General features: G+C 57.9%; 18 protein-coding genes and 1 CRISPR repeat array (1 of these 19 cut by a window edge). Of the genes, 13 read left to right on the forward strand and 5 right to left on the reverse strand.

Going from position 1 to position 23,664, the window contains the following annotated elements; all coding sequences use genetic code 11:
* Positions 1-76: 76 nt before the first annotated feature.
* The 10 genes from LIO64_RS10355 (at position 77) to LIO64_RS10400 (ending at position 14,653) form a co-directional block, all read left to right on the forward strand.
* Entirely contained in the window at positions 77-2,317 is a 2,241-nt protein-coding gene (locus LIO64_RS10355; RefSeq protein ID WP_290549368.1) for an inorganic phosphate transporter, read from the forward strand.
* A 479-nt stretch (positions 2,318-2,796) separates the two neighbouring features.
* Entirely contained in the window at positions 2,797-4,098 is a 1,302-nt protein-coding gene (locus LIO64_RS10360) for a hypothetical protein (protein ID WP_290549369.1), read from the forward strand.
* Between the two features lie 8 nt (positions 4,099-4,106).
* The gene (locus tag LIO64_RS10365) at positions 4,107-5,489 is read left to right on the forward strand and encodes a CCA tRNA nucleotidyltransferase (RefSeq protein WP_290549370.1); all 1,383 of its coding nucleotides are present in this window, start codon (positions 4,107-4,109) and stop codon (positions 5,487-5,489) included.
* 71 nt (positions 5,490-5,560) lie between these two features.
* Positions 5,561-7,285: an alpha-amylase family glycosyl hydrolase gene (locus LIO64_RS10370; protein ID WP_290549371.1), complete on the forward strand. Its 1,725-nt coding sequence runs from the start codon at positions 5,561-5,563 to the stop codon at positions 7,283-7,285.
* A gap of 135 nt (positions 7,286-7,420) precedes the next feature.
* Positions 7,421-9,940, forward strand: a complete 2,520-nt coding sequence (locus LIO64_RS10375; protein WP_290549372.1) for an Amuc_1098 family type IV pilus outer membrane protein — start codon at positions 7,421-7,423, stop codon at positions 9,938-9,940.
* A 21-nt stretch (positions 9,941-9,961) separates the two neighbouring features.
* Entirely contained in the window at positions 9,962-11,605 is a 1,644-nt protein-coding gene (locus LIO64_RS10380; RefSeq protein WP_290549373.1) for a hypothetical protein, read from the forward strand.
* A 16-nt stretch (positions 11,606-11,621) separates the two neighbouring features.
* Positions 11,622-12,350 carry a lysophospholipid acyltransferase family protein gene (locus LIO64_RS10385; protein ID WP_290549374.1) on the forward strand — a complete coding sequence of 243 codons (729 nt, stop codon included), beginning with the start codon at positions 11,622-11,624 and terminating at the stop codon, positions 12,348-12,350.
* On the forward strand, positions 12,323-13,198 hold the full coding sequence (folD, locus tag LIO64_RS10390) for a bifunctional methylenetetrahydrofolate dehydrogenase/methenyltetrahydrofolate cyclohydrolase FolD (RefSeq protein ID WP_290549375.1): 876 nt from the start codon (positions 12,323-12,325) through the stop codon (positions 13,196-13,198). The genes LIO64_RS10385 and folD overlap by 28 nt, the downstream gene beginning before the upstream one ends.
* 67 nt (positions 13,199-13,265) lie before the next feature.
* Positions 13,266-14,048, forward strand: a complete 783-nt coding sequence (locus LIO64_RS10395; protein ID WP_290549376.1) for an enoyl-ACP reductase — start codon at positions 13,266-13,268, stop codon at positions 14,046-14,048.
* Between the two features lie 200 nt (positions 14,049-14,248).
* Positions 14,249-14,653 (forward strand): hypothetical protein, encoded by a 405-nt coding sequence (locus LIO64_RS10400; RefSeq protein WP_290549377.1) that lies wholly within the window; start codon positions 14,249-14,251, stop codon positions 14,651-14,653.
* 44 nt (positions 14,654-14,697) lie between these two features.
* On the opposite strand, the gene LIO64_RS10405 is transcribed toward LIO64_RS10400, so the two are convergent.
* The 3 genes from LIO64_RS10405 to LIO64_RS10415 are packed head-to-tail and all read right to left on the reverse strand — an operon-like array spanning position 14,698 to position 17,762.
* A complete protein-coding gene (locus LIO64_RS10405; protein ID WP_290549378.1) occupies positions 14,698-15,555 on the reverse strand; it encodes a diacylglycerol kinase family protein in 858 nt (285 codons plus the stop codon).
* Positions 15,552-16,691 carry a transglutaminase-like domain-containing protein gene (locus LIO64_RS10410; protein ID WP_290549379.1) on the reverse strand — a complete coding sequence of 380 codons (1,140 nt, stop codon included), beginning with the start codon at positions 16,689-16,691 and terminating at the stop codon, positions 15,552-15,554. The genes LIO64_RS10405 and LIO64_RS10410 overlap by 4 nt, the downstream gene beginning before the upstream one ends.
* 12 nt (positions 16,692-16,703) lie before the next feature.
* Complete coding sequence (locus LIO64_RS10415; RefSeq protein WP_290549380.1) at positions 16,704-17,762, reverse strand: tRNA-dihydrouridine synthase; 1,059 nt, start codon at positions 17,760-17,762, stop codon at positions 16,704-16,706.
* 70 nt (positions 17,763-17,832) lie between these two features.
* Here LIO64_RS10415 and LIO64_RS10420 point away from each other — a divergent pair, with 70 nt between their 5' ends.
* Positions 17,833-19,032, forward strand: coding sequence for a 4-hydroxy-3-methylbut-2-enyl diphosphate reductase (locus LIO64_RS10420; protein WP_290549381.1), 1,200 nt, complete (start codon positions 17,833-17,835; stop codon positions 19,030-19,032).
* 152 nt (positions 19,033-19,184) lie between these two features.
* Here LIO64_RS10420 and LIO64_RS10425 read toward each other — a convergent pair whose 3' ends face one another.
* Both LIO64_RS10425 and rpsT read right to left on the reverse strand, forming a co-directional pair.
* Positions 19,185-19,406 carry a hypothetical protein gene (locus LIO64_RS10425; RefSeq protein ID WP_290549382.1) on the reverse strand — a complete coding sequence of 74 codons (222 nt, stop codon included), beginning with the start codon at positions 19,404-19,406 and terminating at the stop codon, positions 19,185-19,187.
* Between the two features lie 80 nt (positions 19,407-19,486).
* The gene (rpsT, locus tag LIO64_RS10430) at positions 19,487-19,750 is read right to left on the reverse strand and encodes a 30S ribosomal protein S20 (RefSeq protein ID WP_290549383.1); all 264 of its coding nucleotides are present in this window, start codon (positions 19,748-19,750) and stop codon (positions 19,487-19,489) included.
* 145 nt (positions 19,751-19,895) lie between these two features.
* On the opposite strand from rpsT, the gene LIO64_RS10435 reads away from it, so the two are divergent.
* Both LIO64_RS10435 and ilvB read left to right on the forward strand, forming a co-directional pair.
* Complete coding sequence (locus LIO64_RS10435) at positions 19,896-20,519, forward strand: HAD family phosphatase (protein WP_290549384.1); 624 nt, start codon at positions 19,896-19,898, stop codon at positions 20,517-20,519.
* A 192-nt stretch (positions 20,520-20,711) separates the two neighbouring features.
* Positions 20,712-22,520, forward strand: a complete 1,809-nt coding sequence (ilvB, locus tag LIO64_RS10440; protein ID WP_290549385.1) for a biosynthetic-type acetolactate synthase large subunit — start codon at positions 20,712-20,714, stop codon at positions 22,518-22,520.
* 493 nt (positions 22,521-23,013) lie between these two features.
* Positions 23,014-23,664: direct repeats of the CRISPR family, unit length 31 nt; unit sequence GTCGCATCCTCACGGATGCGTGGATTGAAAC (it continues 551 nt past the right edge of the window).

Genomic DNA, 23,664 nt, shown 5'->3' on the forward strand with positions numbered 1-23,664 from the left:
AATCGTCCGTTTCCGTGTAAAGAGGCGGTGGTGCAGCTCGCGGACGCCCTCCGCCCACCATTCACAAGAGACAGTTATGGACTCAATTTACTGGATTATTATCGTGGCCCTGCTGCTTCTGGCGGCATTTGACTTGATTAACGGCGTAGCGAATGACGCCGTCAACTTCCTTAACTCCGCCATCGGCTCCAAGGCCGCCCCCGTGAGGGTGATCCTGACCGTGGCTTCCATCGGCGTGCTGGTGGGCGCCTGCTTCTCCGGCGGCATGATGGAAGTGGCCCGCAACGGCATTTTCCACCCGAACATGTTCAGCTATCACGAGGTGATGCTGCTCTTCCTGGGGGTGATGATCAGCGAGGTGATACTCCTGGATACCTTCAATACGTTCGGTCTCCCCACGTCCACCACCGTTTCCCTGGTGTTCGGCATTCTGGGTTCCGCCGTAGCCACCGCCCTGTTCAAGATTTCCAAGCTCCACCTTGCGCAATCCGTGTGGGACTTCATCAATACGGACAAGGCGTTTGAGATCGTCACCGGCATTCTTCTTTCTGTAGCCATCGCCTTCACGGTGGGCACCATCGTCATGTGGATTTCCCGCCTGGCGTTTACGTTTAAATACCAGGCCCGGTTCAAGTGGTTCGGCTGCTTCTGGTGCGGCATTGCCATGACCGCAGTGGCCTACTTTGCGGTGTTCAAGGGCTTGAAGGAGTCCACCCTGATGGATCCCCAGTTCATCCAGTACATCGACCAGAATCTGGGCATGGCCCTTCTGGCGTCCTTCGGCGGCTTTTCCGTGCTCATGTTCCTGCTCCAGCACCTCTTCATGACGAACATCCTGCGCCTGACCGTGCTGGCCGGCACCTTCTCCCTGGCCCTGGCCTTTGCGGGGAACGACCTGGTGAACTTCATCGGCGTGTTCATGGGGGGCCTGGACTCCTTCCAGTATGCCAGCGGCGTAGTGGCTGCCGGCGGTTCCACATCATCCATCACTGCCATGGAATGCCTGATGCCCGGACAGGGCGCTCCGGTGAACCATTACATCCTTTTTGCCGCGGGCTGCATGATGATCTTTGCGCTGTGGTTCTCCAAGAAGGCCAAGACGGTCATCGCCACCGGCGTGGAACTTTCCCGCCAGGGTGAAGGCGGCATTGAACGCTTCGGCTCCGTTCCCCCGGCCCGCGCCATCGTGCGCAGCGCCATCGCGCTGGGGCGCGGGGTGAAAAGACTTATTCCCGCCCGTATGCTGGTGCGCATGAACCACCAGTGGGATCCGGCCCCCCAGCCCCTGAATCCCAAGGACCGGGTGGCGTTTGACTTGATTCGCGCCACGGTGAACCTGACGGTGGCCTCCCTGCTGATTGCATGGGCCACCGGCAAGCAGCTCCCCCTTTCCACCACGTATGTAACGTTCATGGTAGCCATGGGGTCTTCCCTGGCGGACAAGGCGTGGGGCAGGGAAAGCGCGGTTTACCGTGTGACCGGCGTGCTGACGGTGATTTCCGGCTGGTTCATGACCGGCCTGGCCGCCTTCACCCTGGCCGCCATCATGGCCACCGTGCTTCACTACGGGCAGGTGTATGCCATCTTCGGCCTTCTGGCCCTGGTGATCCTCATTCTGGTGAAATCCACCGTCATGCACCGCAAGCGGGAGCACAAGCTTTCCGTGGAGCGTTTTGACCAGATCACGGAAGAAAACATTCTGGACGTGTGCAGCCACCAGATTGTGGACAGCACGCTCAAGCTGCGGGAAATTTACAATGATACCGTGGAAAACTTCTTCCAGGGGGACCGGAAGTCTCTGAAGGAACTGGCGGATGCCGCGGAACGCCTGGCCCTCACCAGCAGCGAGCATCACAAATACGACATTCTTCCCATCTTGTACAAGATGCAGTCCCGTTCCCTGGACATGGGGTACCACTTTGTGCAGGCCCTGGAACATTTGAACGAAGCCACGCAGAGCCTGGCGCAGTTCTCCGAGTCCATCTTCACTTACGTGGACAACAACCATACGCCCTTCACCATTGACCAGGTGGACGACCTGAAGGAGGTGCATGCGGCCCTGATCAAGCTGCTGGATGAATACTGCAAGATGCTCCAGACGGGAACGTACATCCAGTTTGATTATACGATGGTGTCCCAGGAACAGCTGCTTCAACTGGTGGCGAAGGCTACCAAGCGCCAGATCAAGCGAGCCCAGCGCAACCAGACCCGCACCCGTTCCTCCCTGCTTTATTTGAACATGCTGAATGAAATGAGGTTCATGGCCGTGCAGGTGCGGGCCCTGACTAATGACGAACGGAACTTTGTGGCGGCGTGATGCTGCGAAAATCCGGAATTGCTGCATGTAAAATCAGAAAAAATACGGAACGTTCGATCATGGAAGGAAAAGAGCCTCTGGATCAATGGTAATGTTATTGATTTTCAAGTAGTTCATTGGAGCGGTTGCGGAGATGTCCGCAGCCGCTTTTTCGTGCCCCGCGGAGGCGTTCCGGACTTTGTGTCATACAAATGAAAAGATATTTGAACGTATTTCCCGGAAGGGTGTCTCACCCATAACGGTTATGATCCGGATGCAGTGAAAGAGAGAGCACTTCATCCACTTAAGGACTCAACCGTCTTCATAGGTAGTTAGTTGAACAGCAGCCCCGGCGAAGGGATTCGCCGGGGTTTGTTCGTCTCCGGATGATGCGTGTTGCACCGTAAATGGCTGGAAGGAAGAGGGAAAGGAAGATTGTTTGATGTTTTGCCGCGGGGTTTGATTGACGAGTAGGGCGTGTCAGGGCATAGTGGCAGCGTATGAAGAGAGCGTTTTGCGTGATAGCCGGTGCATGCAGCCTGCTTGGATGGGCTCCGGCGGACGAGGCCGGCATGAAGAATGTGCTGGCGGACTGGCACATGAGGCAGTCCGACTGGGAATCTGCATTCAAAACGGCTGAAAGCGATGAAAAAAGAGCGGACCTGATGAAAAGCCGTCCGGACGCCGTTCCGGTGGCGCGGGAATTGTGGAGGCAGGTAGGGCGTGATCTTCAACGGTCCGAGACCCAAAAACCTTATCTTCTCCCGGCTGTGGTCTGGTTTCTGGATCATCCGCAGGCCGTAGCGCAGGCGTTCCCACAGGGGGACACCGCCAGAAAAGTAGTCGTGCTTTGCCTGGACTCCCTGGAAAACACCCTGTTCCGGGAACAAGGGGCCGGAAAGGCGGCGTATGCGCTGAGCAACTCCCGTGACCTGCGCTGCCGCGTTATTCTGGAACAGATCAAGGATTACAACCCGTTCCAGGAAGACCAGGGGCTGGCAGCCCTGGGACTCTCCATAGTGATGAAGGAAACGACGGGAATGCTTCAGGATGACATCAGGCTGGTGGCTGCCCGCGGAAAACTGCTGAAAGACGCCATCATCAAATGCTATGATTCCAATTTCGGTCCCGTTCCGGTCCAGAAGCTGGTGAAGGAGGAACTGTATGAAATACGCAACCTCAACATCGGGCAGACCGGGCCCAAGATCATTCTGCCTTCCTCTGCTACGGGGGAAGAAGTAACGCTCCCCACCGGTGACAAGCCCGTTCTGGTGGTCTTCTGGGATCCGGGGGATGTGCGTTCCGTCCAGTTTCTGGAAAAGGCCGCTTCCCTCCGGAAGGAATTTCCGGGCCTGATGGTGATGCCGGTGGCCCCGGGAAGCAGTGAGAACGTGAAAAGGGCTCTCTTGAACTTGAAGAAGGATATTCCTTCCCTGGTGGATGAAAAAGCGGTAGCGTTCAAGGATTACCGCGTGATGATCACGCCGCGGGTGTACCTCCTGGACCCCAAGGGGAAAATCCTGATGCGCGGTGCACCGGACATGCTGTTTGACGCGCACCTGTACGCGGTCATGGGCAAGCTGGAAGGGAAGAAGAATGGAAAGCCGGACGGGGAAAAAGCTCCCGCTGCGCCTTCCGCCGCCCGGCCGGAGCCGCTGCCGGCCAGGATCAATTCCCCGGATACGCGCGTTCCGGTGGTTCCGGCTCCTGCCGTTCCCCGGCGCGCCGCTCCCCCTGTTTCTTCCGGTGCGGAAAAGTCTTCCACCCTTTCCGCTCCTCCCCTGCGGCCCATGCCTGAATAGAGTGTCTCATGGAGAATCTTCCGTTGAGAAAAGCTGCGGAGGCTGTGGCGCGCGCGCTGGCCGGAGCAGGGCATACGGTATACTTTGTAGGGGGCTGTGTCCGGGACCGGCTGCTGGGGTATCCCGTGAAGGACATTGACATCGCTACGTCCGCCCGTCCGGAGGAAGTGCTGCGCCTGTTTCCGGATTCCTGGGAAGTGGGTGCCGCCTTCGGCGTGGTGCTGGTCCGCCATGACGGTTTTTCCTTTGAAGTGGCTACATTCCGCAGGGATGGCTGCTACAGGGACGGAAGGCGTCCGGAATCCGTTTGTTTTACGGACGCGGAGGAAGACGCGCGGCGCCGTGATTTTACCATGAACGGCCTGTTTGAAGATCCTTTTTCCGTTCCTCCGGGCCGTGTGGTGGATTATGTGGGCGGCGTGGCGGACATTCAGGCCGGCGTGCTGAGGTGCATCGGGGATCCGGATCTGCGTTTTGAAGAGGATTCCCTCCGTCTGATGCGCGCCGTCCGTTTCGCCGTGACCAGGGAAGTGCAGGTGGAGGCGGAAACCTTCTCTGCCCTTTGCAGGAACGCCCCCCTGCTGGCGCGCATTGCGCCGGAGCGCATCCGTGAGGAACTGGACAGGATTCTACTGTCTCCCGAAAGGAAAAGAGGCGTGGAAATGCTGGTGGAAACAGGGCTGATGAAGCATGTCATTCCGGAAATGTACGGCATGATCGGCTGCACGCAGCCGCCGCAGTGGCATCCGGAGGGGGATGTGTACACCCACACGCTGATGATGCTGGATGCGCTGGGGAAGGACGGGGCCGCCGTGTCTCTGGAACTGGCCCTGGGCGTGCTGCTGCATGACATCGGGAAACCCTCCTGCCGCCAGGTGGATGAAACGGGCCGCATCCGTTTCTCCGGCCATGACAAGGAAGGCTGCGTCATCGCCCGGGATATTTTAAGAAGGTTGAAGTATTCTAATGCCGTGGTGGATACGGTGTGCGCCATGGTGGAGCGCCACATGCGTTTCATGAACGTGCGGCAGATGAAGAAGTCCACCCTGCGGATGTTCATGAGCGCCCCCCGTTTCCGGGATGAACTGGAGCTTCACCGTCTGGACTGCCTTTCCTCCAATGGATTGATGGACAATTGGCAATTTGTCAGGGACGCCATGGATTCCTACCGTGACGCCCCTCTCGTGCCCCCCCCTCTGGTGACCGGGCGTGATCTGGTGGATCTGGGGCTTTCGCCGGGACCTGACTTCGGGAAATGGCTGTCCTGCTTGAAGGAGCTTCAGCTGGAAGGAACGCTCCGCACCAGAAAGGAAGCCCTGCTGATGCTGGGGCAAATTGCCCCGGTGAACCAGAATACACTTGCAGAATACCTGGAAAAGTTATCATTATAGTCTGCAAGACTTCATCCTTTCAGTTCATGCGCCCGGTCATTTACCAATTATTTGTTCGCCATTTTTCCAACATGGAGACCCATGGAGTGGACTGGGGAACCAGGGAGGCGAATGGGAGCGGCACATTTAACGGCGTAACAGACAAGGCCCTGCGGGAGATAGCCCGGATGGGGTGTACCCATATCTGGCTGACCGGGGTGCTGAGGCATGCCACGCAGACGTCCTATCCCGGGCTGGACGCCCAGCCGGAATCCATCGTGAAAGGGCTGGCCGGCAGCCCTTACGCGGTGATGGATTATTTTGACGTGGACCCGGATCTGGCTTCCGTGCCGGAAAAGAGGATGGAGGAATTCAAGGCCCTGGTGAAGCGCTGCCGTACCGTGGGGCTGGTGCCGCTGATCGATTTTATCCCCAACCATGTTTCCCGCGCCTACCTGGCGGACTGGGACGGCCATGACGATTTTGGGGAGGGGGACGACCACCATACGTTTTTCTCTCCGGAGCAGGGATACTTTTACCTGACCTCCAACAGTCCGGGGGACGGCCCCCCCCTGCGCCTGCCGGACGGCCTGTTCGAGGGGGAAACGACATTCGGCCGCGTAACGGGCAATAACGCCGTTACGTGGGAGCCCAGCCCGTATGACTGGTATGAGACGGTCAAACTCAACTACGGCTATAACTTCCTGGCCGGCTTGCCGGCCCTGCGCCTGCTGCCGGACTGGACCAGCCCCAAGCAGCGCGTGCCCAAGACCTGGCGCATCATGGACGACATCCTTTCCTTCTGGCAGGGGCTGGGCATCGGCGGCTTCAGGTGCGACATGGCCCACATGATCCCCATGGCTTTCTGGAAATGGGCCATTTCCCGATCCCGCGTGCGCCTGCCGGACGTGTTTTTCATGGCGGAGGCGTACAATGACCACATGAAAACCACTCCCGGAGATCCCTGCGCTGCGCTTCTAGAGTCCGGGTTCAACGCCGTTTATGATTCCGCCTGCTACCATCTGGCGCTTCATGTTTATACGGAGAAGAACTGGGCCAACGACTTCGACCGCCTTTTCCGCAGCGATCCCAAGTACATGGCCAGCGGCGTCCGCTACGTGGAAAACCATGATGAAACGCGCGTATGCTCCCCGCTCTCCTGGGGCGGGGTGGGGCGCATCATCCTGCCGGCGATCATGACGCTGGTTTATGCGTCCGGCCGCGGTCCCGTGCTGGTGTACAACGGGCAGGAAGTGGGGGAACGGGGAGAGGGCCCCGGCGGCTATAGCGGCCATGACGGCCGCACCAGCATTTTTGATTACACCTGCCTTCCCCAGCTCCAGCCCTGGGTGGCGGACGGCCGGTTTGACGCCTCCCTGCTGCCGGAAGATTCCGCGGAGCTGAGGAAGTTTCATCAGCGGCTGCTTCCCCTGATGCAGCATCCTGCGCTGGACCACGGGGATTTTTACGGTTTGAACTGGGCCAACATGAAAAACACCACCTTCGGCAGGGAGCCTGCGGAAGATACCTCCGGCCACTGGGTGTACGCCATGCTTCGGCATGATGCCCATTCCAAATCCACCGTCCTCATCGTCGGGAACCTGTCTCCGGACATCAACTTCTACAACCTCCGCATTTCCATTCCCCAGCATGCCTTCGGGTGGTGCGGCATCCAGACGGACCGGGTGCGTGTCAGGGACCTGCTGGACGGGCAGGAGGAAGACAGGTTTTTTGACCGGAAGGAACTGATGGACCGCGGGCTTCCCCATCCCCTGAAACCCGGGCATGTGGGCGTGCTGGAACTGTCTGCCGTTTAAAGAGGCACTCCCATGGAACGGGGGCGGCTGCCTTTTCCGATATTTTTTGCTCCGCTGGGCGTTTTTATAATGACGGGCGGTTTTTAATTCGGTATAGTCCCGGAAATTCCTATGACTAGACGTTTCCCTCACTCCATGTCTGCCATTCAGCAAATTGCTCTGGCGCTTGCCGTTGCCGGCATTGGCGCCGGACAGGGGCTGGCCCAGGAAGGAGCAGGGGCCGCCCGCCGGGCCGCCGCCCGGATGGAAGAGCAGGCCCAGGCTTCCATGATGCTCCTGGGACAGGCGCGTCAGCAGTATTCCGAAGGCAAGTATCAGGAAGCCCTGGAAAATTACCGCAAGAGCCTGGCCGCACTGCCCGAGTCTCCCAGCATGGAGAAGCGCCGCCGTTTTCTGGAAACCAGCATTGCGGACGCCAGCGTGGCCGTGGCGCAGGAATACATCAAGGTGGGGCGTTATGATGAGGCCGACAAGCTGTTGCAGGATGCCTTGAAAGCCGCTCCGGACCATGCCCTGGCCAAGCGTACGCTGGAAATAGCCCGGGATCCGGAGCGCACGAATCCGGCCCTTTCCCCGGAACATGTCAAGAATGTGGAGGAAGTCAACCGCCTTCTTCATCTGGCTTACGGCTATTATGAACTGGGCCAGTATGATGCGGCCCTGAAGGAATTTACCTCCGTCCTCCAGACGGACCCTTACAATACGGCGGCGCGGCGCGGCATGGAGCTGGTCAACCGGGCTAGAAGCGCCTACTTTGACGCAGCCAGGGATGAAACCCGCAGCAGCGCCCTGGCGGACGTCTCCAGGCAGTGGGAGCAGCCTGCCCCTGTCACGGAAACTCCTGAGGAACCTTCCTCCTTCTCCCGCCCGCTGGACAACCCGGTGGTGAATGTGGACCAGAAGCTGGGCATGATCCGGCTGCCCCGCGTGCAGCTGGACGGCGCTACGCTGGAGGAAGCCGTGGATTATCTGCGCAATCAGGCCAGGGAGCATGATACCACGGCCCTGACTGCGGCGGAACGCGGCGTGAACATCTCTGTGGATCCCGGTCCTGCGGACAGCGTTTCCGCCAAGGATGCCGCCGCCAAGAAAATTACGCTGAATCTTCAAAACGTGCCGCTTCGCGATGCCCTGGGATATGTGGCTCGCGCCGCCGGCCTCATCCTGCGTACAAATGCCTTTGGAGCGGAACTGGTATCCAGTTCAGACGGCACCTCTTACATGGTGACCAAATCCATTACCCTTCCTCCGGGCTTTTTCTCCGGCTTGTCGGAATCCTCCGATACCGGGGATTCCGATCCCTTCAGTTCCGGGGACTCCGGTTCTTCCGGCATGACCCTGAAGCGGGTGGATCCGCAGAAGGCCCTGGCCTCCCTGGGGGTGAAATTCCCGGAAGGCAGCTTCATCAAATACAATTCAGGCAACTCCACCCTCCTTTTCCATGGCACGCCCAAGGACCTGAGCATGCTGGAAGAGCTGGTGGCTTCCAAGACTGCGGAACAACCCTTGCAAGTGGTTGTCAGCGCGACGTTCCTGGAAGTCAATCAGACGGACTTGGAGGAATTGGGCTTCAACTGGATCGTGAACCTGAATCTGGACCCGACCAAATGGTTTATGGGCGGCGCCGGAACCAACAAGAACGACTACAACAACACCGTGCTGGACAGTGCCGCCAGCGTGGCCGGAGCCGCCGCCCCGGCTGGAGTGGTGGGTGGACTGAGGTCCGGCAACCAGGTCTTTACGGAAGACAGCATCACCGGCATGATTGAGCGCGGTTCCTCCGCCAGAAGCACCGGGGTGGCCTACGTTCCCGGCGGCGCGCCCAGCATCGTCACCATGCGCGGCATGTGGAGCCAGGCGGACATCACGATGATCATGCGCGGGTTGAGCCAGAAAAAGGGCACGGACATCATGCAGCATCCTTCCGTGATTGTGCGGCCCGGTGAAAAAGCCACGTTCTTCAGCGGCAAGGAACTGATTTATCCCACGGAATATGATCCGCCCGAAGTGCCCAACAGCACGGGCAACAACAATAATAACAATAATGGGGACTACTGGGATGACTATGACAATGGCGGGGACCGCCTTCCGGTCATGCCCATGACTCCCGCCCACCCCTCCGCCTATGAAACCAGGCAGCTCGGCACCGTATTCAACGTGGAGGTAACCGGCATCAGCGATGACAAGTCCATTGTGGAAATGACGGTAGTGCCGGAAATCGTGGACTTTGACGGCTTCATCAACTACGGCACGCCGCTCTTCGTTCCCGTGGCTTCCCAGGAAAAGAACGCGAAGGAAGACATCGTCATGGTGAAAGCCTCTGACAACTTCATTCTTCAGCCCGTGTTCTCCACGCGCCGCCTGACCGCTCCGGTGCGTATTGCTACGGGCAGCACGCTTGTCATCGGCGCCTTGAAAAAATCCACGTCCATTACGTATGAGGATAAAATTCCCATTCTGGGGGATATTCCCTGGGTGGGGCGCCTGTTTCGTTCCCAGGGATCCAAGGAAGAGCGCAAGGCCATTATCATCATGGTAAAGGCGGAAGTAGTGGATCCGGGCGGCAAGCAGCTTTACACGCCAAGTACTTCCGTTCCGGATGCGGATGCTCCCGCAGGGCCGGCGCCCCTTCCCGCACTCAGCAATGCCAGATAACCTTTAACCGGAGTATAAACATTGAAGAACAGCGATTCCAATCCTGAGTCCTTTTCTTCCTCCCAGGGGGCCGACAATATCATGCGCCAGCTGCATGCCTCGGATTCCCGCGGAGTGGAACGAAGAAGGGAAGTGGTGGTGCGCCCGGACGGCAGCAAGGTCATCCGGGTGGAAAAACGCCGCCGCACTTATAATGACGACCACAGGGATGCGAAGCAGACCGTACTGAAAAACAAGCGTTTTTTAATTTCCATTTGCATCCTGGTCCTGCTGGCCGTGGGTGCTTTGGCGGGAACGTACATGTACCGGCTGACGTCATTCAATACGGAAGAATTTGCCGGGCGTCTCCAGTCCGACCTCTCCGCCGCCTGGGGCGGCAAGGTGGAAATTTCCGGAATGGCGATGGACGGCCTTTCCCTGAAAGCCTCCCGCATCAAGGTCTCCTTCCCGGAAGATTCCTGCCTGTCCTTCGTGGCGATGGAAGGCGTTTCCGGGGAAATCTCCGCCGCATCCCTGTTCATGGGAAAAATCAAGGGGGAAAGCCTGAACATGAGCAAGGTCATGATTGGCCTGCGCCCCGGATTTGTCAAATTTACCGCCCCGAAGGCGGAACGGGGATTGCCGTTCACCTTCCGGCGTTATACCGCGCCGCGCCTGGAAGTGGGTTATGCCCATCAGACGGAGGAATTCACCCTGGAACGGAATGACGGCCCCTTCTACATGACGGCGGAAGCCTACATCCGTACGTCCGGAACCGGTACGGAAGCGGAATACGTGCTGGATCTGTCTCAGCAAAAGCTGAAAATCAAAGGCTGGCCGCTGATGGGCGTGGATTCCGGCTCCATCATTTTAAATGGAAACGGCGTCAAGCAGCTCACGTTCTCCGGCTTTCTGGACAAGGGAAGCCTGCTCAACAAACCTACGGATTTAAGCCCCTTCATGATTACGGGGAGTTTCGGGCTGGGCACTGATTTTCGTCACCAGGCCTGGACTCTGACGGGAAGGAATTTTGACCTTCTTTCCCTCGTAGGGGATGACTTCGCTTCCTTCCTCAAGGTGCAGATGGGGGAACAGGAAGTGGATGAAAAGCATGAATTGAAGCTGAACTTTGCGCTGCCCGTGCTGGCCGAACAAAAAAGGCCTTCCGTGAAGGGGTACAGCGGTTCCGTCATCAAGGCGACCATGCTCAGGCTGCCCGTCTTCCGCCTGCTGGCGGCCATGACCGCCCGGAGCACGGAAGTAAAGCTCCCGTACTCTTCACCCGTCTTTACGTCCGGCTCCTTCCTTCTGGAAAGCGATGGAACGGACAATTCCGTATCCCTGAAGGAGATTTCCCTGTTTGAACAGAGCTTCCTGGGGGTGACCGGAACCTTGTACAGCAACGGCTCCTCCGTGACGGGGGAACTGGTCTTCAAAATCCCTTCCTACATGGTGAACGGAACCCGCATTCCGTCCGGCCTTACGCAGGAAGGGCATGAAATCATTCTCCCTGTAAAAATTTCCGGTACGCCGGCATCCCCGCAGGACAACTCCGCCGGGATGCTCCGGGAAGCGGAGTCGCGAAGGGAACGTCCGGAAATGCAGGCTGCCCCTTTACGCGGGACGGATCTTCCCGCTCCCTCAAGCTCCTCCCCCTCCCGGATTACGGTGGACGGGTTCATGTGATATTTGCCGAGGATTCATGCTGTTACTTAACCCTGTTGTCCATAAAACGTCGGAAAAGCGTTCCCGCTGGTGGACCAAGCTGGCCGGTTTCGGCCTGTGGTCCGTGCTCCAGCCCATTTGCATGAGCCTGAATATCCGTTCCGTCAAGGAAGAGCATGACGACGTTTATACGACGCCCTTTCTTGTGGCGCTCTGGCACAACCGCACGGCCGTGCCGGGCTATGCATGGTCTCTGGCCCAGAAACCGCTCAAAATGTGCGTGCTTACCAGCGCCAGCAAGGACGGCGCGCTGGTGGAAGCCGTTTGCAGCCACTTCGGCCTGGATGCCGTGCGCGGTTCCTCCGGGCGGCGGGGCGCCCTGGCCTATATGGAAATGATGCGGAAGATCAAGGAAGGGAACGTCTGTTTCTGCCTTACTCCGGATGGCCCCCGGGGCCCTATCTACGAGGTGCATCAGGGCATCATCAAACTGGCCTCCCAGTCCGGACTGCCCATCGTTCCCGTATGCATTGAGTATGAAAGCTGCTGGCGACTGAAAAAATCCTGGGACCGTTACGCCATTCCCAAGCCGTGCTCCAACGTGAACATTTTATGGAAAAAGCGCCTGTTCATTCCCTCGGATGTAACGAATGAACAGGTGGAGGACTATGCCCGCCTTCTGACCGGGCTGATGCAGGAAGGCCTTCCGGATTTTCCACCACTTAATCAATCATTATCATGCAAATCATCGACGGAAAACAAGTAGCCTCCCAGGTGCTGGAAGAGGTTGGAAAGGACATCGCCCGGCTCAGGAACCAGGGAATAACGCCCGGCCTGGCCGTGGTGCTGGTGGGGGAAGACCCCGCCTCCCAGGTATACGTTAACTCCAAGGTGAAAAAATGCGCGGAACTGGGGATGAACTCCAGGAAGATCGTTCTTCCTTCCGACGCCTCCCAGGAAGAACTGCTGCAAGTCGTCCGCGACTTGAATGCGGATGCTTCCATCCATGGCATTCTGGTGCAGAGCCCGCCTCCTCCCCATATTGACGAGGCCGCCGTGGTTCTGGAAATTGATCCGGCCAAGGATGTGGACGGGTTCCATCCGGAAAACGTCGCCAAGCTGGTGCTGGAGGATGAAACCGGTTTTGTGCCCTGTACTCCGCTGGGCTGCATGAGGCTGTTGAAGGCTGCCGGCATTGAAACGGCCGGGGCGAATGCCGTGGTCATCGGCCGCAGCATGATCGTGGGCAAGCCGATGGCCCATCTGCTGATGTCCAAGCAGGCGAACGCCACCGTGACCGTGGCCCATTCCCGCACGAAAAACCTGCCGGAGCTTTGCCGCTCTGCGGACATCATCGTGGCGGCCATAGGCAGGCCCGCTTTTGTGACGGCTGATTTCGTGAAGGACGGCGCCGTGGTGGTGGATGTGGGCATCAACCGCGTGGAAGACGCTTCCGCCAAGCGCGGCTACCGGATTGTGGGAGACGTGGCGTATGATGAAGTGGCTCCCAAATGCCGCGCCATTACTCCCGTGCCCGGCGGCGTGGGACCGATGACCATTGCCATGCTGATGGCCAACACGGTCAAGGCCTGTCGCCAGCAGACGGGAGCCTGACGAAGCTCCGGTGACGTCCGTTTTTCTTGTCAAGGAGGAGAAAGTAGGGCAGTATTCATTCACCATTATGTCAAGTAAATTACTCGAAGGCAAAGTTGGTGTCGTAGTCGGCGTGGCGAACAAGCGCAGTATCGCGTTCGCGATTGCCAAGGCATGGCATGAAGCAGGTGCAAAGCTCATCTTCAATTATCAAGGTGAACGTCTCAAGGACGGCGTGCTCAAACTCATCCATGAAAACTTCGGTGAAGATGTCCCCGTCTACGATCTGGATGTCAGCAATGACGAATCCATCAATGCATTCTTTGAAAATGTCCGGAAGCATACGGACAAGGTGGACTGCATGCTGCATTCCGTGGCTTTTGCCCCGAAGGAAGCCCTTGGCGGCAGTTTTCTGGAAACGGGCCGTGAGGCATTCAAGATTTCCCTGGATATTTCCGCCTACTCCCTGGTGGCCCTTTCCCGTGCCGTGGAACCCATGATGTCCGACAACGGCAGCATTCTGGCGATGACCTACCTGGGTTCTGAAAAGGTGGTTCCGAACTACAACCTGATGGGCGTTTCCAAGGCCGCCCTGGAAGCCTGCACCCGTTATCTGGCATATGACCTGGGCCGTGCCCGCGGCATCCGCGTCAACTGCATCAGTGCGGGGCCCATGCAGACGCTTGCGGCCCGCGGCGTTTCCGGCTTCAACACCATGTTCAAGGTATATGAAGAACATGCCCCGCTGGGACGTTCCTGCACGGGTGAGGAACTGGGTGCCACCGGTGTTTTCCTGGCCAGCGATGGCGCGGCCTCCATCACCGGACAGGTGATTTACGTGGACGGCGGCTATCAGATCATGGGCATGTAAATCCTTCCTTCCGGAACATGTTTTCCTTTTTTCAGGCCGTACCGCTTGCCGGTACGGCCTTTTTACGATGCCGCTGCAGTTATGACAGGGATGTTCCTTAGCTTTTGCCAAAAAACCTTGTGTTTCGGAACCTCGTTTTTATAAATAAAAAAATGACAATCTCCCATCGTTATCTGTTTAACGGAGAAACGTGTGGCAGCTTGAATGAAATGCTTCTCCGCAACGGAGAAGCTTCTCATAACGCCCATATCTGCCTCGTTAGAGAGGACGGGATGTACATGCAATCCGTTCCGGTGGGTAACGGCTTGTTTTATTGCGAGGTGGGGGATGCCTCCCATGGCTATGTTTGTCCCCGTGAAATGATGGTTGAGGAATTGGAGGAACAATTCCGCCGTTTTGATTCAGGGGAAGACTTTTCCTTTGTGAAGGAAGAGTGGGGTATTTATGATTCTTCCCCGTCTCCGTTGCCGGCTATCGTCAAATGGATTGCCGTTGCCGCCGTGATGGATGTGGCCATTATCCTGGCTTTTACGGGACTTCCGGAGAATCAGACCGTCCATCTTTCCTGCATTGTGGATACGTTTACCCGCTTCCTTTTTAGCTGAGGGGGGGACGGCGTCTTGAAAGGAATCTTTCCGACGGAGCCTTTTCAGGGGACGAGTACCTTCAGCGTGCCGTGGCGTGTGATGCGGACCGGAGCGGTTCCCGCATAATCGCCGTCCAGTTCACAGGCGGCCTGTCCTACGGAGGTGACGGTTCCGCCTGTCATCTGTATATATTCAAAGCGCCCGTTTCTCCGGGAGTGGAACCCGCCGTGGACGGCGGCCAGCAGGCATTCCCCAATGATGGAAGAAATGGAATGCTGAAACACCACTGCATCCAGAAGGCCGTCGTCATTGCCCGCTTCCGCAAAGAAGTTCAGCGGACCGCCATACCTGCGCCCGTTGCCGAAAAGGATGGAACCGCCTTCCAGCACCCGCCCGTCATCTGTAGTCAGGGTCAGCCGGGGCTGGCGTTCCACGCAAACCCTGGCGCCGGCGATCACGTAGGCGAAGGCCTTCCATTTCTTCTTCATTTCCCAGGTGGTCAGTTCCACGGCGCGGGCGTCTGCGCCGATGCCCGCCATCTGGAGAAAAGGTTGCCCGTTGAAGGCGAACAGATCCACCTCTCTGGAGCGTCCCGTATTCAGAACATGCAGGGCGTGGTCAAAATCCTGCCGGATTCCTATTTCCCGGGAGAAGACGTTCATGGTCCCGGCAGGGAAGGAGGCCAGGACCGTTTCCGTATTGCAAAGGGCGCGCGCCGCGACACCCAGCGTACCGTCGCCGCCGGCCACGGCTACGACGGGCTGTCCGGCATCCGCCTGGGCGGCCAGGTGGTGCAGCATGTCTTTCCGGCTCTCAGGTTCAATAACGTTAAAAAGCTCCCGGTGACTGTCCAGCCAGCGGCGGAAACGGTCGACTCTGGCGCTGCGCGCCGTGTTGTTGAAAAACAGGGGAATTCTCATCGGGAGGTCGCGGAGAAATTCAAAATTTGCACCGGAGCTTCCGTGTGGGCTACAGGTTCGTTGCGTACGGTTCCATCCGGCAGCATGAATTCCAGAATGCCGCGGGAGACGTTGTCCGGAAGGCGTATTTCCAGGAATTTTCTCATATCGTCTGATGGTCCGGGGGTGGTTCCTTCCGCCAGGATTTTACCTTCTTCCGACTTGAGGACGACGCGCAGGGGCAGCCGCCTGATTTTACCTTCGTTCCTTTCCGTAATGTCCAGCATCAGTTTGCTGCCCGGCAGGTATTCCGGTTGCGCCGCCACCCAGTCCGCCGCCAGTTTCATGTAGCGGTCCGTAACTTTCACGGCGGGAACGGTCCGGCTTTCCGGCGGGAACGTCAGGGCGTGCCGTTTTTCGTCGTAACGGGCTTCCCAGATCAGCGGGAAGAAATCTCCTGAAGGCTCCTTCTTCCAGGAAGTGGCATAAATGGCGTTTTCCGGCTTGCGGGGATCCAGCATGCTGATGGCGGACATCACCCACGGGGTGTTGAAATCCTTCTCGTTATATTCCAGCATCCGCCATTCCCCGTCGCACCAGGCTTCCACCCAGTTATGGTTGCCGCGCACATGGTTCCAGGTAAGGAGGCCGGCCATGCGGGCCGGAATGCCTACGGAACGGAGCGCGCAGATGAGCAGGATGCTCTGGCCCGTGCAGGAAACCTTGCCGGATTGCAGGGACTCCTTCACGCCCTGGTGGGGCACCCTCCTTTCCGTGGAATAACGGACGTTCAGGGTCTTCTGGATGCAGGAGGCAATGGTGAGAGCGGCTTCCCGGCCTGTTTTGCATGCGGCAACCAGCGGGGAGAACAAGTTGTGGAACTGCTCCCTCCATTCGTCGCGCGGTTCGTTGACCACGGCATAAGGGAGCACGTTATTTTCATAAAGCTCCCACGGAACCTTTCCGGCCCAGGGAAACTGCTTGCGGGCCTCCATCGCCAGCCGAACTTCCCGGTCCAGCCGGTCTTCCGTAATCGTTTCCCTGTCCTGCGCGGGCATGTAGGATCGCAGAAAAGCCACCCCGTCCGGAATAGCGTCATGGGCGGCGCAGAGGGCGGCGGTCAATCCCAGGAGAAGGGCGGAAGGCAGCAAATTCATGAACGCCGATATTCATACCTGAATTCCGGGCGGCAGACAAGCTTCGTCTTGGGTAAGAAGGGTATTGAAATGGGCGAACAGGTGGGTGTCTTCCGGCGGCGTGAGGGAAAAGGGGGTGTCGTTATCCAGCATGTCCTCGCAAAGGTGCATGAAATCGCGGGAGGTTCTGGCCCTCTTCATCTGGTGGTCAAATCCATCCGGAAGGCCCCGAGCGGTATAAACCAGGTATTTTTTCATGTGGTGGATGTGTTTCTCCTCCTCGTAATGTTCCTGCATTTCCAGCGTGCGTTCATGAAGGCGGCGGATGTAGTGCAGCACGTCCCGGAAGGTGGGCGCAGCAGTAGGGAGGCCCTGGAAACGCGCGTGAAGCTGGGAAAATATCCATGGATTGCGCAGGGCCGCGCGCCCGATCATCAAGCCCGCTGGCCGGGACAGCCGCACCCAGGCGTCCGCCGTGGCCGCATCCACGATATTGCCGTTGGCGACTACGGGGCAGTCCAGGACTTCCGCGGCCCATTTTACCCACTCCGGGTGGACTGGGGATCGGTAGCCTTCCCGGACGGTGCGGGCGTGGATGCACACCCTGTCCGGAGAATGGGCGGCGATCACGGGAAGAATGCGTTCAAACTCATCCGGAATCTCGTACCCCAGGCGGCACTTGACCGTGAAAGCTCCGGCGGGAAGTGCGTCACGGAGCGCCCCCAGGGCTGCGTCCATGGCTTTCAGGGAGCGCAGCATGCCTCCGCCGGCATTCCTCCTGCACACCATGGGGGCGGGACAGCCCATGTTCAGGTTCACCCCTGCGCAGGCGTGCTTCATCAGATTCAGCGCGTCCCTCACCAGGTATTCCGGCTCATGCCCCACCAGCTGGCCGTAAATGGGGCGCTCCGTGGGATTCTCATCAATGGAACGCATGATATGGGGCGACATCTTTTTATGATGGGCCACCGTCCTGAAATACTCCGTGATGAAATAATCCGGCAGGGAATTCAAGTCCTTCAACGTCTTGAGAAAGGCCAGATCCGTCACATCTTTCATGGGGGCCAGCGCCAGCAGCATGGGCCTGTGCATACCGTGAAAAGCCGCGGAAGGCAAGCTGTGATTGTCTTGACGAAAGAAGGAAAGTGTGGAAGCTGGGAGCATGAATCAGGACTCAACCCGCAAAGCCAGAGTGAATGTGAGACGAGCCGAGGTAATGGAGCAGGTGGAAAAGGAAATCCAGCAGCATTACCAGAGTGAATTGATTTCCCATATACGGTCTGCAGGCAATGTGTACAACCTGGGCCATACGGAATTTTTCCTGGCCCGGGAGTTTGGATTCTGCAACGGCGTGCGGCGTGCCATTGACATAGCATATGCAGCCCGCAGGGTATTCCCTGACCGGAGGATTTACCTGATCGGGGACATCATTCACAATCCGGAAGTGAACCGGCAGCTGGAGGAGATGGGCATTCAAAAGCTCCCCTGGAAGCAGCTGGATTCCTCCTATGACCGGATTGCCGCGGACGACGTGGTGATCATCCCCGCCTTTGGCGTTCCCACCCCCTTCATGGATGCGCTGGAAGAAAAGGGGGTGCAAATTGTGGATACTACCTGCGGGGACGTGATGAAGGTCTGGAAAAGGGTGAAAAACTACGCCGCCATGGGGATTACCTCCATCATTCACGGCAAGGCCACCCATGAGGAAACCAGCGCGACGGCTTCCCGGGCCCTGGGGGAACGCGGGAAGGGAAAATACCTGGTGGTTTATGACCTGGAGGATGTCCGCATCCTGTGTGACTATATTCTGGGCTGCGGAGACCGGGAGGCGTTCCTGAAACGGTTTGAAGGCTCCCATTCCCCCGGCTTTGACCCGGACCGGGACCTGGAGGAAGTAGGCATCGCCAACCAGACCACCATGCTGAAGACGGAGACGCAGACGCTCCAGAAAATGGTGAAGGATGCCATTGTCCAGAGGGATGGGGACGATGATAATTTCTATGTATTCGATACCATTTGCGGCGCCACCCAGGACCGTCAGGACGCTCTGTACGAGCTGTTGAAAAACCCCCTGGACGTCATGTTCGTGGTGGGCGGCTACAACAGTTCCAACACCACGCACCTAGTGGACATTGCCAAGGAGCATGTACCCACGTATTTCATTGAATCCGCGGAATGCATCCAATCCATCCAGTATGTGGACGCGTTTGACACGAAGACGCGGGAAGTCCGCCGAATGACCACGGAACCCGTGGTTCAGAATCTGGGCAAATCCCTGAAAGTGGGGATAACAGCGGGTGCTTCATGCCCGGCCAACCTGATTGAGGCGACCATCCTGCGGATTGCGGATCTGCGCAAGTAGCAGTGTGCCTGCTGTCCAGCCAGTGCGGGAAAAGGGGTTGCTCCTTCCAGACCTTCCAGATCGGAAAGCGTCCGCCGCTTTTTGTGGGAACGGAGTGGAGGATAAGACCGTGGAAAGAGGGAGGCAGCGCGGGGCCGCCCGGCCGGGGTTCCCTAACTTTCCAGATCTTCCGGAGTAACGGAACGCTGTTCCCGGGAGGCGAGCAACACGGCTTGTTCCACCACGTACTCCGTATTGGAATCAAAACGGTAGGCGTTGCAGTTGGGGCATACCGCGGTAGTCAGGGATACGATGGAGCCGCAGGCTTCGCAAACCTTGAAGTCGCCGGGGCGGTCAATGATCAGTTTGGCTTTATCCAGGCGGGATTGCTGCATGGGAGGGGGAAAATAAAACAAGCCGCTCAGCAGAACAGAGCGGCTTGCCATAAAGATCGTCAGAAAACCGAAGTTAAAACTTAGGCGATTTTTGCGATGGCCTTGGCGGCCTTGCTCTTGTAGTTGGCAGCGCGGTTGGCGGGAATGGTGCCCACCTTGGCGGCCTTGTCAACGGCGGAGGAGAAAGTGTTGTAGGCAGCGGTAGCGGCTTCCTTGTCAGACGTTTCCACCGCAGTGGCAATCTTCTTGCGGAGGGTTTTCAGCTTGGAGGACACCGCGCGGTTGCGGGCGGTGCGGGTTGCGGTCTGGCGGATGCGCTTGAGTGCGGATTTGGTATTGGCCATGTTCTAAAAAAGGTTCGGTTTCCGTTTCGAGGTGGCAAAAACATTAGAATAACAGGACAAAATGTCAAGCTCTGGATATATTTTTTAAGGCATTCCTCCTAAGTGCGGGCAGACTGCGGGCTTTACCGGAAAAAAGGTTTGTGGCATGAATGCCGCCGTTATGAAGAAACGCGTGGATTTGCCTGAAAAAAAATATGAAGGATATATTTTTGATCTGGACGGGACCCTGGTGGACAGCATGCCTCTCCATTACAGGGCATGGCGGAAAGCCCTGAGCCGCGCAGGCGCTCCGGAATCCGTATTTGGTGAAGAGGAATTCTATTCCTGCGGCGGCAAATCCGCCAACGACGTAGTGCACTTTTTGAACGGCCGCTATGGTCTGGTGATGGATGCTGCGGCGACGGCCGCGGACAAGCGCCGCATTTATCTGGAAATGCTGGAGGAGGAAGGCATGCAGCCCATCCGGGAAGTAGTGGAATTCGTCCATTCCCTGGGAGACGCCCCCAAGGCCATCGCCACGGGAAGCGCTATTCCCGGAGCCTCCCGGACGCTGTCCGCCGCCGGCCTTTCGGACCTTTTTGACGTGATTCTGACGCCGGAAGACGTGGAGCATGGAAAGCCCGCGCCGGACATGTTCCTGAAAGCGGCGGAACTGCTGGGGGCGGCTCCCGGCCGCTGCGTGGTTTTTGAAGATGCTGTGCCCGGCATCAAGGCCGCCGCCGCCGCCGGAATGGACTGCGTGCAGGTCCGCCGGGCGTCTTTGGAATGATTCCCTGCCGGGGTTTTTGCACGGGGCCCGCTTTCCGGGCCTTCCTCCTGCCAGGATACGCCCTGTATTCGATGAAAAGGCTTCACATTGCGCGCGGAATGCGCTAGAACCTTTTCTCCTATTGAACAAATAAAATATTATTTGCACATGAGCACAAACGACAAAACATCATCCGCCCCGACGAAAACCCGCATGACAGGAGCCGAAGTGCTCGTGGAATGCCTCGTGCGTGAAGGTGTAGACGTCGTCTTTGCCTATCCCGGCGGCGCCAGTATGCCGATTCACCAGGCCCTGAGCCATCAGCCCAAAATCCGGACCATCCTGCCCCGCCATGAACAGGGCGGCGCGTTCGGCGCGGAAGGCTACGGCCGTGTCACGGGCAAGGTGGGCGTCTGTATCTCCACTTCCGGCCCCGGCGCCACCAACATGATCACCTCCATTGCGGACGCCTATCTGGACTCCACCCCGCTGGTGGCGATTACGGCGCAGGTCATGCGTTCCCTGATCGGCCGCGGCGCATTCCAGGAAACGGACGTGTTCGGCATGACCGCCCCCATCGTGAAGCACAGCTATCTGGTGACGGAACCGGAAGAACTGCCCCGCATCATCAAGGAAGCCTTTTACATCGCCTCCACCGGCCGTCCCGGTCCGGTGGTGATTGACATGCCCAAGGACGTGCAGGAAGCCGTGTTCACCCCGGACTTCGAGATGGAAATGGATCTCCCCGGCTACAATCCGGTGCTGCCCGTTCCCACGGAAAAGCTGGAAGAACTTATTCCGCTGATTGAAAACGCCAGCCGTCCCGTCATTTACGCAGGTGGCGGCATCATCTCTGCGGAAGCCTCCGCGGACCTGCTGGAATTTGCGGAACGCTCCCAGATTCCCGTGGCGACCACCCTGATGGGCATTGGCGCCATGCCGGAAACCCACCCCCTCTCCCTGCGCTGGCTGGGCATGCACGGAGCCGTGTTTGCCAACAACGCCGTGAATGAGGCTGATCTGGTGATCGCCCTGGGCGCCCGGTTTGACGACCGCGTGACTGGAGCCGTCAACATGTTCTGCCCGGACGCCACCATCGTCCACATTGACATTGACGCCAGTGAAATCAACAAAAATAAAAAGGTGGCGCATCCCATCCGCGCGAACGTGAAAGACGCTCTGAAGGTTCTTAACGCCGCCCTGGCCGCGAAAGGCTGGGACCGCAAATCCTCCGGCTTCACCCGCACTCCGGAATGGTTTGGCGTGATTGAAGGCTGGAAGGCGCAGTATCCCTTCTCCTATGAAGACCGCAAGGGGTACATCTCCCCGCAGGCCGTCATTGAGGAACTCTACCGCCAGACGGCGGACAAGGACCCCATCATTTGCACGGGCGTGGGCCAGCACCAGATGTTCGCCGCCCAATTCTTCAAATTTGACAAGCCCAGGCGTTTGGCTACCTCCGGTGGGCTGGGAACCATGGGCTACGGCCTTCCCGCCGCCATGGGCGTATGCCTGGCCTGTCCGGACAAGCTGGTGGTGAACATTGACGGGGACGGCTCCATGCTCATGAACATTCAGGAGCTGGCTACCATTCACGTGGAGCGCCTGCCCGTCAAATGCATTATTCTGAACAACCAGCACCTGGGCATGGTGGTGCAGTGGGAAGACCTGAAATATGACTCCAACCGGGCCCAGACCTTCCTGGCGGACCCGCACGACCACTATGATCCAACCCATAAGACGGAAGACGTTATTTACCCGAACTACCCGCTCATCTGCGCCGGATTCGGCGTCAAATGTGAGCGTGTGCTCCGCATAGAAGAACTCCCGGAGGCGATCACCCGCATGATTGAATCCCCGGAAGCGTACGTGCTGGACGTGATGGTTCCCCATGACGTGCACGTGCTGCCGATCATTCTGGGCGGCATGAGCTACAAGGACGTGATTCTGGAACGTATTGCCGGGGACGGCTCCGCCAAAAAGGCGTCCGAACTGGGCAAGGAAATCCCGACGGCCCTGTAAGGGAGACAGGATTTCGGTTATTCACCTATTGATTGGAGCCGTCCGTAAGGGCGGCTCCTTTTGCATGGGAGAGGGAGAACGGGCCCGGGACGGTTTGCATCAATAAGGGAATGTCTATCCTCCCGAAAGGGCGTCTTTTCACAGGCCCCGGTTTTACCGGAGTCATATGGGGCGGCATCATTTGGGGAACGGTGAAGATGTTGCTGGACGCAACGGGGAGGAACGGCTAGCATCAATGAATAAGTTGGGTGCAAGCCGGACGGAACACGGGAAAGAGGAGGATGCCCTGGAAAGTTGCTGTGTCTGATGCCGCCTTGCGCCAACCCCAGGCTCACAGGAAATTCCCGGGAGATCGGCGCTTCTTGTAAGCTATTGGGAAACGCATATTGACAAAAAATTACCCATGATTGGGCCTGACAGTATCCGGCTTTTGAAACAGGTTGGCGCAAAACCCTTGTTACACGCTTGATACTCAATCCGTATGCTTCAGGCCGTCGCATCCTCACGGATGCGTGGATTGAAACAATCCTTTTGCCAGGTTTTCCAAGTCAGGATAGAGTCGCATCCTCACGGATGCGTGGATTGAAACGCCTCAATCTTCAGGGTGGCTTTAGGCTTAATTTGTCGCATCCTCACGGATGCGTGGATTGAAACCACAGTCATCAAACGGAAGCGCGTTGGCTGTGAGGTCGCATCCTCACGGATGCGTGGATTGAAACCAGCGCAGGCTCAAGGTAGGTCGTGGCAAATGCTGTCGCATCCTCACGGATGCGTGGATTGAAACCTTAAAGAAAAGGTGGGCGCCCGTGAAGAGATTGGTCGCATCCTCACGGATGCGTGGATTGAAACATCTAAAAAAACAGTTGATGGATGGCTGTCTGCTGTCGCATCCTCACGGATGCGTGGATTGAAACAATCATATCCAGTCCTGCGCGGTTTTCCGGCGCGGTCGCATCCTCACGGATGCGTGGATTGAAACAACGGCCTTTAATACGGCTTGGGAGTGTTTAATTGTCGCATCCTCACGGATGCGTGGATTGAAACGACGATGAAGTTATAGGTGAATTTGTAGTGCGCTGTCGCATCCTCACGGATGCGTGGATTGAAACCGGGAAAACCCGAACGCACTGCCCGGCACCACGGG

Origin of the sequence: Akkermansia sp. (assembly GCF_020860705.1) — a bacterium.
Lineage (GTDB): Bacteria > Verrucomicrobiota > Verrucomicrobiia > Verrucomicrobiales > Akkermansiaceae > Akkermansia.

Excerpts from the sequence above, each read along its gene's own strand:
- LIO64_RS10355 (WP_290549368.1), top strand. The coding sequence starts at position 77 with ATGGACTCAATTTACTGGATTATTATCGTGGCCCTGCTGCTTCTGGCG.
- LIO64_RS10360 (WP_290549369.1), top strand. The coding sequence starts at position 2,797 with ATGAAGAGAGCGTTTTGCGTGATAGCCGGTGCATGCAGCCTGCTTGGA.
- LIO64_RS10365 (WP_290549370.1), top strand. The coding sequence starts at position 4,107 with ATGGAGAATCTTCCGTTGAGAAAAGCTGCGGAGGCTGTGGCGCGCGCG.
- LIO64_RS10370 (WP_290549371.1), top strand. The coding sequence starts at position 5,561 with ATGGAGACCCATGGAGTGGACTGGGGAACCAGGGAGGCGAATGGGAGC.
- LIO64_RS10375 (WP_290549372.1), top strand. The coding sequence starts at position 7,421 with ATGTCTGCCATTCAGCAAATTGCTCTGGCGCTTGCCGTTGCCGGCATT.
- LIO64_RS10385 (WP_290549374.1), top strand. The coding sequence starts at position 11,622 with ATGCTGTTACTTAACCCTGTTGTCCATAAAACGTCGGAAAAGCGTTCC.
- folD (WP_290549375.1), top strand. The coding sequence starts at position 12,323 with ATGCAAATCATCGACGGAAAACAAGTAGCCTCCCAGGTGCTGGAAGAG.
- LIO64_RS10395 (WP_290549376.1), top strand. The coding sequence starts at position 13,266 with ATGTCAAGTAAATTACTCGAAGGCAAAGTTGGTGTCGTAGTCGGCGTG.
- LIO64_RS10405 (WP_290549378.1), bottom strand. The coding sequence starts at position 15,555 with ATGAGAATTCCCCTGTTTTTCAACAACACGGCGCGCAGCGCCAGAGTC.
- LIO64_RS10410 (WP_290549379.1), bottom strand. The coding sequence starts at position 16,691 with ATGAATTTGCTGCCTTCCGCCCTTCTCCTGGGATTGACCGCCGCCCTC.
- LIO64_RS10415 (WP_290549380.1), bottom strand. The coding sequence starts at position 17,762 with ATGCACAGGCCCATGCTGCTGGCGCTGGCCCCCATGAAAGATGTGACG.
- LIO64_RS10420 (WP_290549381.1), top strand. The coding sequence starts at position 17,833 with ATGAATCAGGACTCAACCCGCAAAGCCAGAGTGAATGTGAGACGAGCC.
- LIO64_RS10425 (WP_290549382.1), bottom strand. The coding sequence starts at position 19,406 with ATGCAGCAATCCCGCCTGGATAAAGCCAAACTGATCATTGACCGCCCC.
- rpsT (WP_290549383.1), bottom strand. The coding sequence starts at position 19,750 with ATGGCCAATACCAAATCCGCACTCAAGCGCATCCGCCAGACCGCAACC.
- LIO64_RS10435 (WP_290549384.1), top strand. The coding sequence starts at position 19,896 with ATGAATGCCGCCGTTATGAAGAAACGCGTGGATTTGCCTGAAAAAAAA.
- ilvB (WP_290549385.1), top strand. The coding sequence starts at position 20,712 with ATGACAGGAGCCGAAGTGCTCGTGGAATGCCTCGTGCGTGAAGGTGTA.